We start from the raw sequence: 15,302 nt of genomic DNA on the forward strand, positions 1-15,302 counted from the left end.
TCATGATGCCGCCCTTGGTCTCGATGCCGAGGGACAGCGGGGTCACGTCGAGGAGCAGGACGTCCTTGACCTCGCCCTTGAGGACACCGGCCTGGAGGGTGGCGCCGATGGCGACGACCTCGTCCGGGTTCACGCCCTTGTTGGCCTCCTTGCCGCCGGTCAGCTCCTTGACGAGCTCGGCGACGGCGGGCATGCGGGTGGAACCGCCGACCAGGACCACGTGGTCGATCTCGGACAGCGCGATGCCGGCGTCCTTGATGACGTTGTGGAACGGGGTCTTGCAGCGCTCGAGCAGGTCGGAGGTCAGCTGCTGGAACTGGGCGCGGGTGAGCTTCTCGTCGAGGTGCAGCGGGCCCTCGGCCGAGGCCGTGATGTAGGGCAGGTTGATCGTGGTCTCCGTGGAGGAGGAGAGCTCGATCTTCGCCTTCTCGGCGGCCTCGCGCAGGCGCTGCAGCGCCATCTTGTCCTTGGACAGGTCCACACCGTGGCCGTTGGCGAACTGCTTCACCAGGTAGTCGACGACGCGCTGGTCCCAGTCGTCACCACCGAGGTGGTTGTCACCGTTGGTGGCCTTGACCTCGACGACGCCGTCGCCGATCTCCAGCAGCGACACGTCGAAGGTGCCGCCACCGAGGTCGAAGACGAGGATGGTCTGGTCGTCCTTGTCGAGGCCGTACGCCAGGGCGGCGGCGGTGGGCTCGTTGACGATGCGCAGGACGTTGAGGCCCGCGATCTCGCCGGCCTCCTTGGTGGCCTGGCGCTCGGAGTCGTTGAAGTACGCCGGGACGGTGATGACCGCGTCGGTGACCTTCTCGCCCAGGTAGGCCTCGGCGTCCCGCTTCAGCTTCTGCAGGATGAACGCCGACATCTGCTGCGGGTTGAAGTCCTTGCCGTCGATCCCGACCTTCCAGTCGGTGCCCATGTGGCGCTTGACCGAGCGGATGGTCCGGTCGACGTTGGTGACGGCCTGCCGCTTGGCGACCTCACCGACGAGGACCTCGCCGTTCTTGGCGAAGGCGACGACGGACGGCGTGGTCCTGGCACCCTCGGCGTTGGTGATGACGGTGGGCTCGCCGCCTTCGAGAACGCTGACGACGGAGTTAGTGGTGCCCAGGTCGATGCCGACCGCACGTGCCATTTCTGATTCCTCCATGACTTGAGTGGAACAGGCTCAAGGATGCCCCAAGGCCGCGCACCCGTCAACAGAACTGAGTCGTGGCGACTCAACTCTTACGCGGCCCTTACGCTCAGGTCGACCCGAGCCCCCTGGCGCGGCGGCCCCGGGAAGGGCCCCGGCGGGCAGCGCCCGAGCGGGGGATACCGCAGCGCGGCGGCGCGGGGCGGGAGCCGTTCGGAGGGAACGTGGGGGGATGCCCACGTTCGTACGGCCGACGCTGCCCGCAGCCCTCACCCGCCCCCGGCCGGGCGCGGCGAAGCGGGCCGTCGACCTGGTCTCGAGCGCCGCGCTGCTCGCCCTGGGCGCGGTGCCGCTGCTGGTGCTCGCGGCCGCCGTCGCGGTGGCCGAGCGGGCCGCGCCGCTGGTGCGGGAGGAGGCCGCGGGGCTCGGCGGCCGCCCGTACGGCCGGTGGCTCTTCCGCTGCGGCCGCGCCACGTGGCTGCGCCGGGCCGGCCTGGAGGCGCTGCCGCAGCTGTGGAACGTGCTGCGCGGGGAGATGTCGCTGGTGGGGCCGCGGCCGCTGCCGCCCGGCGCGGACGCCCCGCGCGAGCGGGCCGGCGTACGCCCCGGCATGACCGGGCTCTGGCAAGTCGGCGCCCGCTCCGACCTGCCGTGGGAGGAGATGGCCCTGCTGGACCTGCACTACGTCGAGCACCACTGGCTCGGCATGGACCTCGCCGTCCTCGCCCGCACCCCGCGCGCCGTATTGCGGGTGCGCAGGCCCGCGCCGGCCGGGGCTCCGGCCGCCGTACCGGCCACCGAGCCCGTTTCGGTACCCGGCGGCTCTGTACCGAAGGACCCCGGACCTGGAAGCATGGCTCCTGCACCGACAGCGGGGGCGAGCGCGGAGGCGCCACCTCCGCAGGGGTGCGCGGAGCGCCGGGCAAGGCCCGCCTGAGCGACACAGATCACCGCTCGCACGGCTACAGTGCGGCGCGTGGAGTGGGTAACCTCAGCTTGACTGAATAAGTTACCGCTTAGTAATGGTGCCCGCCCGAGGAGCCCCCAATGCAACTCGCCGCGATCATTGTGTCGCTGGTCCTGACCGTGATCGGCGTCGCGCTCTTCGCGCGTGCGATCGCCGCGATCTACCGGTTCGTGAAGATCGGCCAGCCGGTCCCGGCGGGCTCCCGCACGGACCGCCCGAAGCAGCGGACGATCACGCTGGCCAGGGAGTTCCTCGTCCACACCCGGATGAACCGCTGGGGCATCGTCGGCTTCGCGCACTGGTTCGTGGCCGTCGGCTTCCTCACCCTGCCGCCCACCCTGGTCCAGGCGTACGGGCAGCTCTTCCAGGCGGACTGGGTGCTCCCCGTCGTCGGCGACTTCCTGCCGTTCGAGCTCTACACCGAGTTCATCGGCCTGATGACGGTGGTGGGCATCGCCGTCCTCATGGTCATCCGACTGCTGTCGCTGCCCTCCAAGGCCGGCCGCAAGTCGCGCTTCGCGGGCTCCAAGTCCTGGCAGGCGTACTTCGTCGAGTACGTCATCCTCACCATCGGCCTGGCGATCCTGACCCTGCGCGGACTCGAGGGCGCCATCCACCACGTGGACGGCTACGAGGCCTCGTACTTCGTGTCGTACCCGCTGGTCGCGGCCTTCGACGGGCTCTCGCTCGGCACCCTGCAGAACCTCATCTACTTCACCGCCATGGTGAAGATCAGCGTCTCGCTGATCTGGATGATCACGGTCTCGCTCAACACCAACATGGGTGTGGCCTGGCACCGCTTCCTCGGCTTCCCGAACATCTGGTTCAAGCGCAACGCGGACGGCGGGACCGCCCTCGGCGCCCTGCAGCCGATGACCTCCGGCGGCAAGGAGATCGACTTCGAGGACCCGGGCGAGGACGACGTCTTCGGCGTCTCCCAGGTCGAGCAGTTCTCCTGGAAGGGCATCCTCGACTTCTCCACCTGCACCGAGTGCGGCCGCTGCCAGTCGCAGTGCCCCGCCTGGAACACGGGCAAGCCCCTCTCGCCGAAGCTCATGATCATGTCGCTGCGCGACCACGCGCACGCCAAGGCCCCGTACCTGCTGGCCGGCGGCGGCAAGACCATGGAGGGCGAGGAGAAGGCCTCCGAGGAGCAGCTCAAGGACGTCCCGGCCGCCGCACTGGCCGAGGCCGAGCGCCCGCTGATCGGCACCGCCGAGGAGAACGGCGTCATCGACCCGGACGTGCTGTGGTCCTGCACCACCTGCGGTGCGTGCGTGGAGCAGTGCCCGGTCGACATCGAGCACATCGACCACATCGTCGACATGCGCCGCTACCAGGTGATGATCGAGTCCGCCTTCCCGAGCGAGGCCGGCACGATGCTCAAGAACCTGGAGAAGAAGGGCAACCCCTGGGGCCTGGCCAAGAAGCAGCGCGTCGAGTGGACCAAGGAGGTCGACTTCGAGGTCCCGATCGTCGGCAAGGACGTCGAGGACCTGTCCGAGGTCGACTACCTCTACTGGGTCGGCTGCGCCGGCGCCCTGGAGGACCGCGCCAAGAAGACCACCAAGGCCTTCGCGGAGCTGCTGCACATGGCGGGCGTCAAGTTCGCGATCATGGGCGGCGAGGAGAAGTGCACCGGTGACTCGCCGCGCCGCCTCGGCAACGAGCCGCTGTTCCAGCAGCTGGGCCAGGAGAACGTGGCCATGCTGAACATGGCCTTCGGCGAGGACGACGAGGACGAGTCGACGAAGAAGCCGAAGTCGGCGAAGAAGATCGTCTCGACCTGCCCGCACTGCTTCAACACCATCGCCAACGAGTACCCGCAGCTGGGCGGCGACTACGAGGTCATCCACCACACGCAGCTGCTGCAGCACCTCATCGACGAGGGCAAGCTGATCCCGATCACCCCGGTCGAGGGCCTGATCACCTACCACGACCCCTGCTACCTGGGCCGCCACAACAAGGTCTACACGCCGCCGCGCGAGATCATGGACAAGGTCCCCGGCCTGCGCCAGCAGGAGATGCACCGCCACAAGGAGCGGGGCTTCTGCTGCGGCGCCGGTGGCGCGCGGATGTGGATGGAGGAGCGGATCGGCAAGCGCATCAACAACGAGCGCGTCGACGAGGCCCTGTCCCTCAACCCGGACATCGTCTCCACCGCCTGCCCGTTCTGCCTCGTCATGCTGACCGACTCGGTCAACGGCAAGAAGAACGACGGCCAGGCCAAGGAGTCCGTGCAGGTCGTCGACGTGGCCCAGCTGCTGCTGGAGTCCGTCAAGACGCCGCTGCCGCCGGCCGCGGAGGGCGACGGCGAGGGCGCCGAGGCGCCGGAGCCGGAGCCCGCGAAGTAGCCGCGGGAGTCCCGCGAGGTCCGGGATCCCCGTGAGGTGACGGACGGCCGGTCCTGCCCCCTGTGGCAAGGACCGGCCGTCCGTCGTTCGTGGGGCCGACGCCACCCCTCGGACACCCCCGAAAGACCCCCTAGGGGATGTCACAGCTCAGCCGCAAAGCCCCCCTGTTCCGGGGGCCCGGCCACCGACCCCCGCCCGACCAGGTACGTTCGACCCCGTGGCTGGATTCAGGATCGGACGCGGCCGGGACAACCGCACCCCCCAACAACCCCCGCGGCAGCAGCAGTCGTACGGGCAGCAGGCACCGCCCCCGTACGGCGGGGGGCAGCCCTACCCCGGGCAGGCCCCGCAGCAGCCGTACCCCGGGCCGGGCCCGGCCGGCCGGGCGTACCCCCCGCAGGCCCCGCAGCAGCAATGGCCCCAGCAGGGCGGTCAGGGCGGCGGTCACGGCGAGCCCGAGTACTTCGACCCGTACGCGCAGGACGGCCGCCACGACGGCGGCTACGACCCGCGCGGCGGCGCCCCGTACCCGCAGGGCCCGGGCGGCGACCCGTACGACAACCACCCCGGCCACACGCAGGTGTTCGCGGTCGGCGAGGACCCGTACGGCGACGGCACCGCCTACCGCGCGGGCCACGCCCCCGCGGGTCCGGTAGGCCCCCGCCTGCCGTGGAAGCAGCTGCTGGGCGGCATCGTCCTGCGCCCCGGCTCGACCTTCCTGCAGATGCGGGACTACGCCGTGTGGGGCCCGGCCCTGGTCGTGACCTTCGTGTACGGGCTGCTCGCGGTCTTCGGCCTCGACGACACCCGCGAGGACACGATCAAGGCGACCCTCGCGCAGGCGGTGCCGATCGTGCTGTCCGCCGGTGTGGCGTTCGTCGTCCTCGGACTGATCCTGGGCGCGGTCACGCACACGCTGGCCCGCCAGCTGGGCGGCGACGGCTCCTGGCAGCCCACCGTGGGCCTGTCGATGCTGGTCATGTCGATCACCGACGCCCCGCGGCTGCTCTTCGCGGTCTTCCTGGGCGGCGACAACGGCCTCGTCCAGGTCCTGGGCTGGGCCACCTGGGTGGCGGCCGGCGCGCTGTTCACGTCGCTGATCAGCAAGGCCCACGACCTGCCGTGGCCCAAGGCCCTGGGCGCGTCGTCGATCCAGCTGGTGGCCCTGCTGTCGATCATCAAGCTCGGCACGCTGTAGGAGCGCGCACACCGCACCGGGCGCCCGCCCGGGTACGCGAGAGGGGCCCGCCGGACCGGATCCGGCGGGCCCCTCTCGTACATCGGGGTGACGGGGGCGTCACGCGTCGAGGATCTGGCCCTCCCGCGCGACGACCGGCGGCTCGACGCTCCAGGGGAACTCGATCCAGTCGTCCGTACGCTTCCAGACGTACTCGCACTTCACGAGGGAGTGGGACTTCTCGTAGATGACCGCGGAGCGGACCTCGGCCACGTTGCCGACGCAGAAGTCGTGCACCAGCTTGAGCGTCTTGCCGGTGTCGGCGACGTCGTCGGCGATCAGGACCTTCTTGTCGGAGAAGTCGATCGCGTCGGGCACCGGGGCCAGCATGACCGGCATCTCCAGCGTCGTGCCCACACCGGTGTAGAACTCGACGTTCACCAGGTGGATGTTCTTGCAGTCCAGCGCGTATGCCAGGCCGCCGGCGACGAACACGCCACCGCGGGCGATGCTCAGGATGATGTCCGGCTCGTAGCCGTCCTCGGCGATGGTGGTGGCGAGCTCGCGCACGGCCCGGCCGAAGCCGTCGTACGTGAGGGATTCGCGTACTGCACTCATACCGGTCTTCACTTCCTGACTTCGGTGCGGTGGAAGTTCACGAAGGACCGCGAGGCCGTCGGGCCGCGCTGGCCCTGGTACCGCGATCCGTACCGCTCGCTTCCGTACGGGAACTCCGCGGGCGAGCTGAGCCGGAACATGCACAGCTGCCCGATCTTCATTCCCGGCCAGAGCTTGATCGGAAGCGTGGCGAGGTTCGACAGCTCCAGGGTCACGTGCCCCGAGAAACCGGGGTCGATGAACCCGGCCGTGGAGTGCGTGACCAGCCCCAGCCTGCCGAGGCTGGACTTCCCCTCCAGTCTGGACGCGATGTCGTCGGGCAGCGAGATGACCTCGTACGTCGAGGCGAGGACGAACTCGCCCGGGTGCAGGATGAAGGCCTCGTCCCCCTCGGGCTCGACCAGCCGCGTGAGGTCGCTCTGCTCCTCGGCGGGGTCGATGTGGGGGTAGCGGTGGTTCTCGAACACCCGGAAGAAGCGGTCGAGACGTACGTCGATGCTGGAGGGCTGGATCATCGACTCGTCGAACGGGTCGATGCGCACCCGCCCGCTGTCGATCTCGGCCCGGATGTCCTTGTCTGAGAGAAGCACGTCCCGAGGATACGCAAGGCGCGCGGCACCGCCCCAATCAGGACAGCCCGCGCGCCCGTGGCGTACCCCCCGGGGGGCATCCCTGGGGGCGCCTAGCGCTCGACGCGCACCGCGTGCCGCAGGCGCGCGCAGCGCGGGCAGCGGATGAGCCGGGCGGGGCCGATCCGGCCGGGCCCGAGCTGCTGCAGCGGGAACGAAACGGTGTTGAACACGTGCCCTCCGGCACAACGCACGACGGTGTGCTCCATAGCGCCCATGGAGTCCCTTTCCCAACGAGCTGACTGCGACGAATCGCCACATTAAGGGATGTTCCCGACCCGCTCCAGGCGGCACTCCGCCACGCCACGGTACGCCTCAACTCCCGCCCCCCGCACGCGTTTCGTGGCCGAAAACAACACAAGCCCCCACGGGTTTCACCACGGGGGGCCGGACATGGGGTACAGTGTGCAACGCTGCAACATCACCAAGTGGTGTGCTTCGCGGGTGTAGTTTAATGGTAGAACATGAGCTTCCCAAGCTCAGAGCGCGGGTTCGATTCCCGTCACCCGCTCTTGAACGAAGGCCCTGGTCAGAGACCAGGGCCTTCGTCGTTGTCTAGACCTCTCAGGGCTCACGTACCGTACGCGTGCCACAAGTGCCCTCATCGTGCGCCAGCTTGGGTCTGAGGGTTGTGCGCAGCAGGTCCAGGAAGACCGTGCCTGCGGGGCTGGAGGGGCCGTCCGTCCGCCAGGCCAGAGCGACCCGGCCGCGCAGCGGCGGGTCGATGATCTCCAACGTCCGCAGCCCGAAGGCCGACGCCGCACCGGCAGGGAGGGCCGGAACCACCGCGACGCCGAGACCGCGGGCAGCGAGCTGTGCAAGGAACGACGGAGCGGCTGCCTCGAAGGCGATGCGGGGCCGGAACCCGGCCTGCGCGCATGCACGGTCCAGCACTCCACGGATCCCTGTGCCACGCGGCAGGCTGATCAGCGGGCGATCACGCAGCTCGGCCAGCGGAATGTTCGCGCGGTCCGGGGGCGTAAGGGCGGGGTCGTCCGGGGCGACGGCTGCGACCAGGGCTTCGTCGACCAGGACCTGGACGGAGATGCCCGGTGGGGGTTCCTCGTCCGCGAGTCCGATCACGGCGATGTCGAGCTCCCCGCGATTCAGTGCGGTGAGCATCCGCTCCGAGGTGTCCTCGGTCAGGGCGATCTCCACCCCAGGGTGGTCCTCGTGGAAGCCGGCCAGGACAGCGGCCAGGTCGAACTCGTGGGCTGCCGCGGCCGCGCCCGACACGAGGCCGAGGGTGACGTGTCCGCGCAGCAGTCCGGTGAACTCGTTCGCGGTCTGCCGTACCGCTTCGACGGCGGTGAGCGCGGCGCGCGCGTACGGCAGTACGGCCTCGCCCACCTCCGTCAGGGTCACCGATCGGCCGGAGCGGTCGAGCAGCGGGTGCCCGAGTTCCTTTTCGAGCTGGCGGACTTGGGCGCTGACCCCCGGCTGCGCCAGGTGCAGACGGGCGGCGGCGCGGGTGAAGTTGGCTTCCTCCGCGACCGTGACGAAGTACCGCAGCTGCCGAATATCCATAACTGATCATTCTAGTTGCGAGACATGCAAACTCTTGGACTTATGGTGGGCCTGCCGAGAGCCTTGAGGCCATGGGGAACACGACGCACCGGAGACCAGCCGCGGACACCACAGCCGCGATCGCAGCCGAAATCGGCGGGATCGCGCCAGCCCTGGGCCACGACGTGGTCCACGGTCTGGACATCACGGTCGCCCTGGGCCTCGGCCGCCGGGTTCCCGAGGACCGCGTGCGCATCCTCCTGGGGAGCGTCGACGCCAGGACCCTCAAGTCCTTCGGAGCCGACCTGGGCGGCATCGAACTCCGCGCCGACGACCTCGACCGGTCCTTCGGCACCGGAACGCCGCTGTCCGGCGCAGCGCAGGATCTCCTCCTGCTCGCATACGGCCGACGGCTCCCCCCAGGACACCTCCGCGGCGAACCGGCGGACCGCTTCGTCGACGGGCGGGCGTGACGAACATGCGCATCCGCCTCCTCCAAGGGCTCGCCCTGCTCGCCACCGGTCTCCTCGCCGGCGCATTCGGCTACGGCGCGGCCAACCTGGTCCCCACCTTCAACGCGGTACCGCTCGACATGCGGCTGTCGTTCCACGCCGAACTGATGAAGATGAACGGCATCACCATGCAGGCGGCGATGGCCACGTCGACGCTGAGCTCCCTCGCTCTCGCGGCCCTGACACGCGGCCGCGCCCGGCTGATCGCGGGTTCGGCAGGTCTGCTGACCCTCGCGTCCTTCCTGATAACCCGGCTCGGCAACGTACCGATCAACGGCCGGATCAAGGAATGGGCGATCAGCTCGGCCCCGGCCGATCACGCGGAGATCCTGCGGCGCTGGGAACTCTTCAACCACCTGCGCACGCTCACCGCGCTCACCGCTTTCGGCCTGCTGATCGTCCTCTTCTTGAGGCAACCCCCGGCTGACCGGAAGCAGCCGCAGACCACCCCGGCCTGACCCCAGGGATGGGATGCAGCCGTGTCAGGGCGGGGGTCCTGCCCGCATGCCACCTTGGGACCCTCGCATTCGCGGCCGGCATGTGAAGGTGCCGGCCGAGCGTGGGGCCCGTAGGTGCGTCAGAGCAGATGCAGCGGCGGTACGACCAAGACCACGGCGAGGAGGCGCGGCCTTGTCCGGGGTAGCGCCTGGGTCTCGAACCAACCGCCGGAAGGGAGCGTGTGGCGGCGAGCTGTACCAGGGGTGGGGTCGCCGAGTCCGGCCGGGTCGATGCCGAGGTCCGCAAGTTCGACGATCTGGTCGGCGACGGCTTTCACCTCGTCGCGGACGGCCTTCGGGTAGCCGACCTCGTCCTCAGCATGGAAGGCGTACTCCCACACCCAACGGTCGTCGGTCACCGGCCGGCCCCGTCGGCGGTTCGGATGCCTGCCTCGGTGGCAGCCGCGCTGCGGATGCTGCTGATCTCGGCCGCGATGACCCGCGCCTCGCCAAGGTCGTCGACGTCTCCGGCACGATCCTCGAGCGCGCGGAGCCGAGCAGCGGTCTCCGGGTGCCGGGCGATGGCCACCTCGACGGCCCACGCCTCGGTGAAGGTCCGGAGGGGAACGGCGGACACCTCGGCGCGGGCGCGGGCGGTGCTGGCCGCGCGGTCACGGTCGAAGTCGGCGAGGAGGTGAGGAGCGACCTGCGCGAGGGCCGCGCGGAGCGCCTCGGGCTGGGCGGGCGGCTGCGGGACGGCGGACGGCTGGGGCGCGGTGCTCATGCGACTTCGGTCCTCTCCTCCTGGTCCAGTTCGCCCGCTTGGTAGGCGTTGGCGAGGGTGGTGATGTGCTGGCGGGACCAGCCGACGCGGCGGCCTACCGCGGCCTTCTGTCCGTAGCGGTCGGCGGAACCGATGCGACCCGCCGTGCGATTGAGGTGCGCCTGCGCCCGCGCGAGGGCATGTTCAGCCCGACGGACAGCTTGGAGGGCGTCGTCCAACTCCGTCTTCTCGTCGCCGGTCAGGGGGTCGCTCGGTGCTCGCACAGAAAGAGCATAAACCGTCACGCTTCCTTGACGCTATGAAGCCCTCCCGAGGAGTGATCGAGGCAGGGAAAGAAGACCAGCGGCCTGGGGCTTGATTGTTGTCCAGACCTCTCAACGTATGCGGACGCGGCGCGTGGATCTTCTGCGGCGGCGCCTACTCGCTCGCTGTGGGAGCCAGTTCCGCGACGAGGCGTGCGGTCATCGGGGTCTCGATCCCGTGAGTGGCGGCGGCCCGTAGGACGGCCCCGCCGATGGCGTCGAGTTCGATCGGGTGGCCGTTCTCCGCGTCACGCTGCATCGAGGACTTCATCGTCTCGGGTGCCCGGTCGAAGAACGAGAGCACGGCCTCGGCGCTCACCGGTGCGCCCGCTGCCCGAGCCACCGCGGTGATTTCGTCGAGGACGGCAAGCAGTTCCGACCGCCGCTCGTCGCGGATGACGCCCACAGCGGCCCGGTGGCGCGTGGTCAGCAGGGCGAACGGGGCGAGGAAGGAAAGCTTGTCCCAGAGCATCGCGCTCTCGTCGGTGCGCAGGGACACGTCGAGGCCGGCGTGCCTGAGGCGGGATGCGAGGTCGACGAGCGGGGCGGCCAGTTCGAGGGCGGCGAAGGGGCTGGTGTGGGCGATGCGCCCGGGCGCCGTGCGCGTGGCCTCGACCCTGATGGTCCCGGCCACGACCTGGCCGGCCGGGTACCGCCGGCGGAGCGCTGCGACGTGGTCGAGTCCGTTGAGCAGCGGTACGACGACACCGTTGCCGAGGACCTGCGGCGGAACACGGTCGAGGGCGGCGGGCAGGGTGGTTTGTTTGACGGTCACGAGCGTGACGTCGACCGGTTCGCGCAGCAACGTGTCCGCTTCGACCGGAGTGGTGAAGTCGCCGTACCGCGCGCTCCGGACGCGCAGACCGTCACGGCGCAGCACGGCAGTGGTCTCCTCTCCGGCGAGGCAGATGACGCGGTGCCCGTCGCGGGCCAACAGGCCGCCGATCAGGCCGCCGACTCCGCCGGGTCCGAGGATGGCCACCGTCATGGTGGTGCTGGTCATGTGGGCTCCTGTTCGTGGAAGACCGTGCTCATGGGGCGGTCTCGTCGCTGAAGGCAGTCAGGTCGTCGACGAACGCGACGGACGACACGTACGGGTGGCGGAGCCTTGGCCCCGGCGGCATTAGGTGGTGCCGGTCATCGGCCGGTGCCGTCGGCCAGGCGGTCGCGCCAGGCCGGGACGAGGGCGGTGAGCATCAGCGCGGCGGTGAGGGTGAAGGCCCAGGGGTAGCCGGTCCGGGCGGCGAGGATGCCGAAGCCGACGGCCCCGACGGCCATGCCCGCGTCGTAGGCGACGTTCCACAGGGCGCTGACGGTGCCGTAGCCGGACTCGGGGACACGCGCGTACATCAGCGACAGCGTCGCGTTCTGGACGGCTCCGAATCCGGCCCCGAACAGGGCGACGCCCACGACGACGGCGACCGGGCTGTGCGTGAGAGCGGTCAGCAGCATCCCTGCGGCCGAGGCGGCCAGGCCGGGCACGACGAGTGAGGCCGGTCCGTGCCGGTCGCCGTACCGGCCCGCGACCCAGCGGGCCACGGTCGCTGCCGCGGGCTGGACGAACAGGGCCACGGCGACGGCTCCGGTGGAAGCCGACGGGACGGCGAGGGGCAGGAAGGTGACGATGATTCCGGCAGCGAGTGCGGTGGCCGAGAAGACGACGACGGGTCGCACAAGTGCGGCCGTCCGGAACCCGGCCAGCACCCCGATCGGCCGCCCCGAGGCCGGCTCGCGGTCCGGCACTCCCGGCACCGAGGCGATGGCCGCCAGCGCGGCCACCGCGCCGGCGACGCACACCGGTCCGTACCCGACGTGCGCCGCCCACCACACTCCCAGCGGCAGGGCCGCCAGCGACGGGACCCCGGACACGATGCCGACCAGCGCCAGCCCTTCACCACGGCGCTCGGGCGGGATCAGCGACGCCGTCAGAGCACCACCCGCGACGACCGTGGCCCCGAAGCCCAGACCGCGCACGGCACAGACCGCCGTGATCCACACCGTGCTCCCGGACACGGTCAGCACCAGCGCGGGCGCACCGAGCAGGACCAGCCCCGCCGCCAGCGGCGGGCGGTAGCCGAAGCGGGCCACGAACCGGGGAGCGGCCAGACCGCCTCCGACCGTCGCGAGCATCAGCGCACCCGAGGCCAGTCCCGCGGCATGACCGCCTCCGTACGCCTCGGCGTAGACGGGAACGACGGAGAGCAGCAGGTAGAAGCTCGTCGAGGCGCCAATGACCGAGACGAAGCGCAGCAGCAGGGGCCGCGTCACCAGCGCCGGCCGCGAACGAGCATCCTCGGCTTGAGAGTTGATCATCCTGGTCACACGACGAAGCTAGGGGCGGAGCGGACCGCCAGTAAGATCCAATTCCATGCCTCTGGAGTGGTCCGGTCTGTCGCCCGAGCTGCTGCTGGTCATCGACCGGGACAGCGGCGAACCGCTGCGATCCCAGCTGGAACTGCGACTGCGGGACGCGATCCGGACCGGGCGGCTGCAGATCGGCGAACGGCTGCCGTCCTCCCGCGAACTCGCCCGGGTGCTGGGGGTTTCGCGCGGCCTCGTGCAGGAGTGCTACGCGCAGCTCCAGGCCGAGGGATACCTCGTGACACGGGTCGGCTCGGCCACGCGGGTCGCCGCCGGAGCGGGCGTACCGTCGACGCCCGCGTCACCGCCCCCGGCGTCGCCGTCCCCCCTGGTCGCCGACTTCAGGTACGGCGTCCCCGACCTGAACAGCTTCCCGCTCGCCGACTGGCTGTGGGCCACGCGCGAGGCGGCACGCACCATGTCCACGGCGGCGCTCGACTACGGCGACCCCCGCGGAAGTGCGGCACTGCGCGAGGTCATGGCCGGATATCTGCGGCGGGTGCGCGCCGCCGCGGCAGATCCGGAGCGGATCGTGATCTGCTCCGGCTACGCGCAGGGCCTCGGTCTGGCCCTGTCCGCCCTGGCCAGGACAGGCATCCGTACGGTGGCGTACGAGGACCCCGGCTCACCGGCCACGATCTCCTCGGCTGCGGCCTCAGCCGGCATGTCGGCCGTCCCCGTGCCGGTCGACGAGCGCGGGATCGACGTACGGACGCTCGCCAGGACCGACGCCCGCGCCGTCGTCCTGACCCCCGCGCACCAGTGGCCCACCGGCGTCGCCCTGGCGCCCGAGCGGCGGCTCGCACTGATCGAGTGGGCCGGGAGGCGGGACGCCGTCGTCATCGAGGACGACTACGACGCCGAATTCCGGTACGACCGGGAGCCGGTGGGCGCGCTGCAGGGACTCGCCGCGGACCGCGTGATCTCCATCGGCACCGTCAGCAAGTCCCTCGCGCCCGCGCTGCGCATCGGGTGGATGCTCTGCCCGCCCGCGCTCACCGAGCTGATCGTCGGGCACAAGCAGTCGAACGACCGCGGGTCCCCCACGCTCGACCAGCTCGCCCTCGCGAGACTGATCGAGTCAGGACGCTTCGACCGGCACTTGCGCCGGATGCGGACGACCTACGCGGCACGTCGTACCGCCCTGCTGGCCGCCCTCGCCGAACACGCCCCTGACGTCGCGGTGACCGGTCTCGCGGCGGGCTTCCACGCGGTGGCACACCTCGACGGGCCGGCCGACGAGCAGGAACTCGTCTCCGCCGCCCGTGCCCGGTCCGTCGGCCTCTACGGAATGAGCACCTTCCGCTCCTCGCGCGCGACGGAGCCGGTGCAGCTGATCCTCGGGTTCGGCAACGTCGGCGAACGCGCCGTCGCGGCAGGCATCACGGCGGTCGGCGGCCTGCTCAGGGGCCGGTAGCCCGCGTCACGTGCCGGTTCCCCCGCCTTACGGTACGTAGATGCTCGACGTACTCGAGGAAGTCACCCGCTCCGCCGCCCGGATCACCGCAGCCCTCGACACGCTGACCGACGAGGGGACGCGTGCGCCCTCGGCCTTGCCAGGCTGGACCCGCGGCCACGTCATCAGCCACGTCGCCCACGGCGTCGGCGCCTACCGGCGGCTGCTCGCCACGGCCCGCACCGGCATCGAGCCCACCCCGAGGACGGATGCCAAGGCGTTCGCCCGGGCCGTCCGGGAAGGCGCCGACCGCCCCGCGGCCGAGCTCGCCACGGACCTGCGCGGCCGCCTTGCCGGCCTGGCCGAGGACGCCGGATCGATGCCCGTGGAACGTCGGGGCATCCTGGTCACTGCCCTCGCGGGCTGGCAGCACCCGGCCTGGTACACCCTCCACCGCTGCTGGCGCGAACTCGAAACGCACCACGTCGACCTGAACGTCGGCTACCGCACGACCGACTGGCCCGCCACGTACGTGACCTGGGCCCTCGACGACACCCTCAGGGCGCTCGCCGCACGCGACTTCCCGGTCACCCGGGTCGACGCCCTCGACATCGGCCGGTCCTGGGCCGTGTCCCCCGGCGGCCCCGCCATCGCCGGCTCCGGCCACGCCCTCCTCGGCTGGCTCAGCGGCCGCGCGCCCGCCTCCCCGCTCACGTCCGACCGCCCCCTGCCGATCCCGCCCGACTGGCCCCTGCCACCGGCCCCAGGCACCTGGCCAGCTGTGCCATAACGTGCCGGTAGAGGCGGTGAACAGCGGTCAGCAAGGGGGCGGACGGAGCAGCTCGATTCCCGGCGCCAGGGTGCGCCCTTCTCCAGTTCGTCACGGCCGAAAAAGCCGCCTGCGGATGTGCGGATATCTGCGTTCGCGGACGGAGGTTTTAACCAGCGCCCCGGGGAGAGTTTTCGCCGGCGACACTCGGGAGCAAAAACCGGACCCGCGCGGACTGCACCGGCGTGCTACTGTCGAAACAGTTGCAGTTTTGGTACCCGCAAACTTCAGGCGCCCCGCCGGCCTCATGCCGCACGGAGGCGTTTTGCATTCCGGTCATTTTCCGGGCAGG

General features: G+C 70.7%; 15 protein-coding genes, 1 tRNA gene and 1 pseudogene. 8 read left to right on the plus strand and 9 right to left on the minus strand.

Features of this window, described 5'->3' with window-relative positions:
* The coding region (dnaK, locus tag IF43_RS0129595) for a molecular chaperone DnaK (RefSeq protein ID WP_030207670.1) at nt 1-1,138 on the minus strand (1,138 nt) is incomplete at its 3' end.
* A gap of 232 nt (nt 1,139-1,370) precedes the next feature.
* Here dnaK and IF43_RS37070 point away from each other — a divergent pair.
* The 3 genes from IF43_RS37070 (at nt 1,371) to IF43_RS0129610 (ending at nt 5,657) form a co-directional block, all read left to right on the plus strand.
* A complete protein-coding gene (locus IF43_RS37070; RefSeq protein WP_063753419.1) occupies nt 1,371-2,075 on the plus strand; it encodes a sugar transferase in 705 nt (234 codons plus the stop codon).
* A 110-nt stretch (nt 2,076-2,185) separates the two neighbouring features.
* The gene (locus IF43_RS0129605; RefSeq protein WP_030207676.1) at nt 2,186-4,459 is read left to right on the plus strand and encodes a (Fe-S)-binding protein; all 2,274 of its coding nucleotides are present in this window, start codon (nt 2,186-2,188) and stop codon (nt 4,457-4,459) included.
* 217 nt (nt 4,460-4,676) lie between these two features.
* On the plus strand, nt 4,677-5,657 hold the full coding sequence (locus IF43_RS0129610) for a Yip1 family protein (protein ID WP_030207679.1): 981 nt from the start codon (nt 4,677-4,679) through the stop codon (nt 5,655-5,657).
* A 99-nt stretch (nt 5,658-5,756) separates the two neighbouring features.
* Here IF43_RS0129610 and IF43_RS0129615 read toward each other — a convergent pair whose 3' ends face one another.
* Together IF43_RS0129615 and dcd are read right to left on the minus strand one after the other, a co-directional pair.
* Nucleotides 5,757-6,254: a phosphoribosyltransferase gene (locus tag IF43_RS0129615; protein WP_030207686.1), complete on the minus strand. Its 498-nt coding sequence runs from the start codon at nt 6,252-6,254 to the stop codon at nt 5,757-5,759.
* 8 nt (nt 6,255-6,262) lie between these two features.
* Nucleotides 6,263-6,844 (minus strand): dCTP deaminase, encoded by a 582-nt coding sequence (gene dcd, locus IF43_RS0129620; RefSeq protein ID WP_030207690.1) that lies wholly within the window; start codon nt 6,842-6,844, stop codon nt 6,263-6,265.
* A 479-nt stretch (nt 6,845-7,323) separates the two neighbouring features.
* On the opposite strand from dcd, the gene IF43_RS0129630 reads away from it, so the two are divergent.
* Nucleotides 7,324-7,394: transfer RNA gene (locus IF43_RS0129630), tRNA-Gly, on the plus strand.
* A gap of 53 nt (nt 7,395-7,447) precedes the next feature.
* Here IF43_RS0129630 and IF43_RS0129635 read toward each other — a convergent pair.
* Nucleotides 7,448-8,410 carry a LysR family transcriptional regulator gene (locus tag IF43_RS0129635; protein WP_051796404.1) on the minus strand — a complete coding sequence of 321 codons (963 nt, stop codon included), beginning with the start codon at nt 8,408-8,410 and terminating at the stop codon, nt 7,448-7,450.
* A gap of 131 nt (nt 8,411-8,541) precedes the next feature.
* On the opposite strand from IF43_RS0129635, the pseudogene IF43_RS0129640 reads away from it, so the two are divergent.
* Nucleotides 8,542-8,862: pseudogene (locus tag IF43_RS0129640) on the plus strand (hypothetical protein); the annotation flags it as partial.
* Nucleotides 8,863-8,867: 5 nt separating this feature from the next.
* Nucleotides 8,868-9,359 carry a DUF1772 domain-containing protein gene (locus tag IF43_RS0129645; RefSeq protein ID WP_037890621.1) on the plus strand — a complete coding sequence of 164 codons (492 nt, stop codon included), beginning with the start codon at nt 8,868-8,870 and terminating at the stop codon, nt 9,357-9,359.
* Nucleotides 9,360-9,478: 119 nt separating this feature from the next.
* On the opposite strand, the gene IF43_RS0129650 is transcribed toward IF43_RS0129645, so the two are convergent.
* The 5 genes from IF43_RS0129650 to IF43_RS0129670 form a co-directional block, all read right to left on the minus strand.
* On the minus strand, nt 9,479-9,757 hold the full coding sequence (locus IF43_RS0129650) for a hypothetical protein (RefSeq protein ID WP_030207701.1): 279 nt from the start codon (nt 9,755-9,757) through the stop codon (nt 9,479-9,481).
* Nucleotides 9,754-10,122, minus strand: a complete 369-nt coding sequence (locus IF43_RS0129655; protein ID WP_030207709.1) for a hypothetical protein — start codon at nt 10,120-10,122, stop codon at nt 9,754-9,756. The genes IF43_RS0129650 and IF43_RS0129655 overlap by 4 nt, the downstream gene beginning before the upstream one ends.
* Complete coding sequence (locus IF43_RS0129660; RefSeq protein ID WP_030207712.1) at nt 10,119-10,385, minus strand: hypothetical protein; 267 nt, start codon at nt 10,383-10,385, stop codon at nt 10,119-10,121. Before IF43_RS0129660 ends, IF43_RS0129655 begins: the two co-directional genes overlap by 4 nt.
* A gap of 154 nt (nt 10,386-10,539) precedes the next feature.
* Entirely contained in the window at nt 10,540-11,427 is an 888-nt protein-coding gene (locus tag IF43_RS0129665) for a ketopantoate reductase family protein (RefSeq protein ID WP_030207716.1), read from the minus strand.
* A 134-nt stretch (nt 11,428-11,561) separates the two neighbouring features.
* Nucleotides 11,562-12,737, minus strand: coding sequence for an MFS transporter (locus IF43_RS0129670; protein WP_030207722.1), 1,176 nt, complete (start codon nt 12,735-12,737; stop codon nt 11,562-11,564).
* Nucleotides 12,738-12,792: 55 nt separating this feature from the next.
* Between IF43_RS0129670 and IF43_RS0129675 the strand changes: the two genes are divergently transcribed.
* On the plus strand, nt 12,793-14,202 hold the full coding sequence (locus IF43_RS0129675; protein ID WP_030207724.1) for a PLP-dependent aminotransferase family protein: 1,410 nt from the start codon (nt 12,793-12,795) through the stop codon (nt 14,200-14,202).
* A gap of 40 nt (nt 14,203-14,242) precedes the next feature.
* Nucleotides 14,243-14,971, plus strand: a complete 729-nt coding sequence (locus IF43_RS0129680; RefSeq protein WP_030207725.1) for a maleylpyruvate isomerase family mycothiol-dependent enzyme — start codon at nt 14,243-14,245, stop codon at nt 14,969-14,971.
* The last annotated feature ends 331 nt before the right edge of the window (nt 14,972-15,302 follow it).

This window comes from Streptomyces sp. NRRL S-87 (genome assembly GCF_000719335.1).
Taxonomy (GTDB): domain Bacteria; phylum Actinomycetota; class Actinomycetes; order Streptomycetales; family Streptomycetaceae; genus Streptomyces.

Coding starts and splice junctions, on each gene's coding strand:
- IF43_RS37070 (WP_063753419.1), top strand. CDS start 1,371: ATGCCCACGTTCGTACGGCCGACGCTGCCCGCAGCCCTCACCCGCCCC.
- IF43_RS0129605 (WP_030207676.1), top strand. CDS start 2,186: ATGCAACTCGCCGCGATCATTGTGTCGCTGGTCCTGACCGTGATCGGC.
- IF43_RS0129615 (WP_030207686.1), bottom strand. CDS start 6,254: ATGAGTGCAGTACGCGAATCCCTCACGTACGACGGCTTCGGCCGGGCC.
- IF43_RS0129635 (WP_051796404.1), bottom strand. CDS start 8,410: ATGGATATTCGGCAGCTGCGGTACTTCGTCACGGTCGCGGAGGAAGCC.
- IF43_RS0129645 (WP_037890621.1), top strand. CDS start 8,868: ATGCGCATCCGCCTCCTCCAAGGGCTCGCCCTGCTCGCCACCGGTCTC.
- IF43_RS0129655 (WP_030207709.1), bottom strand. CDS start 10,122: ATGAGCACCGCGCCCCAGCCGTCCGCCGTCCCGCAGCCGCCCGCCCAG.
- IF43_RS0129665 (WP_030207716.1), bottom strand. CDS start 11,427: ATGACCAGCACCACCATGACGGTGGCCATCCTCGGACCCGGCGGAGTC.
- IF43_RS0129670 (WP_030207722.1), bottom strand. CDS start 12,737: ATGATCAACTCTCAAGCCGAGGATGCTCGTTCGCGGCCGGCGCTGGTG.
- IF43_RS0129675 (WP_030207724.1), top strand. CDS start 12,793: ATGCCTCTGGAGTGGTCCGGTCTGTCGCCCGAGCTGCTGCTGGTCATC.
- IF43_RS0129680 (WP_030207725.1), top strand. CDS start 14,243: ATGCTCGACGTACTCGAGGAAGTCACCCGCTCCGCCGCCCGGATCACC.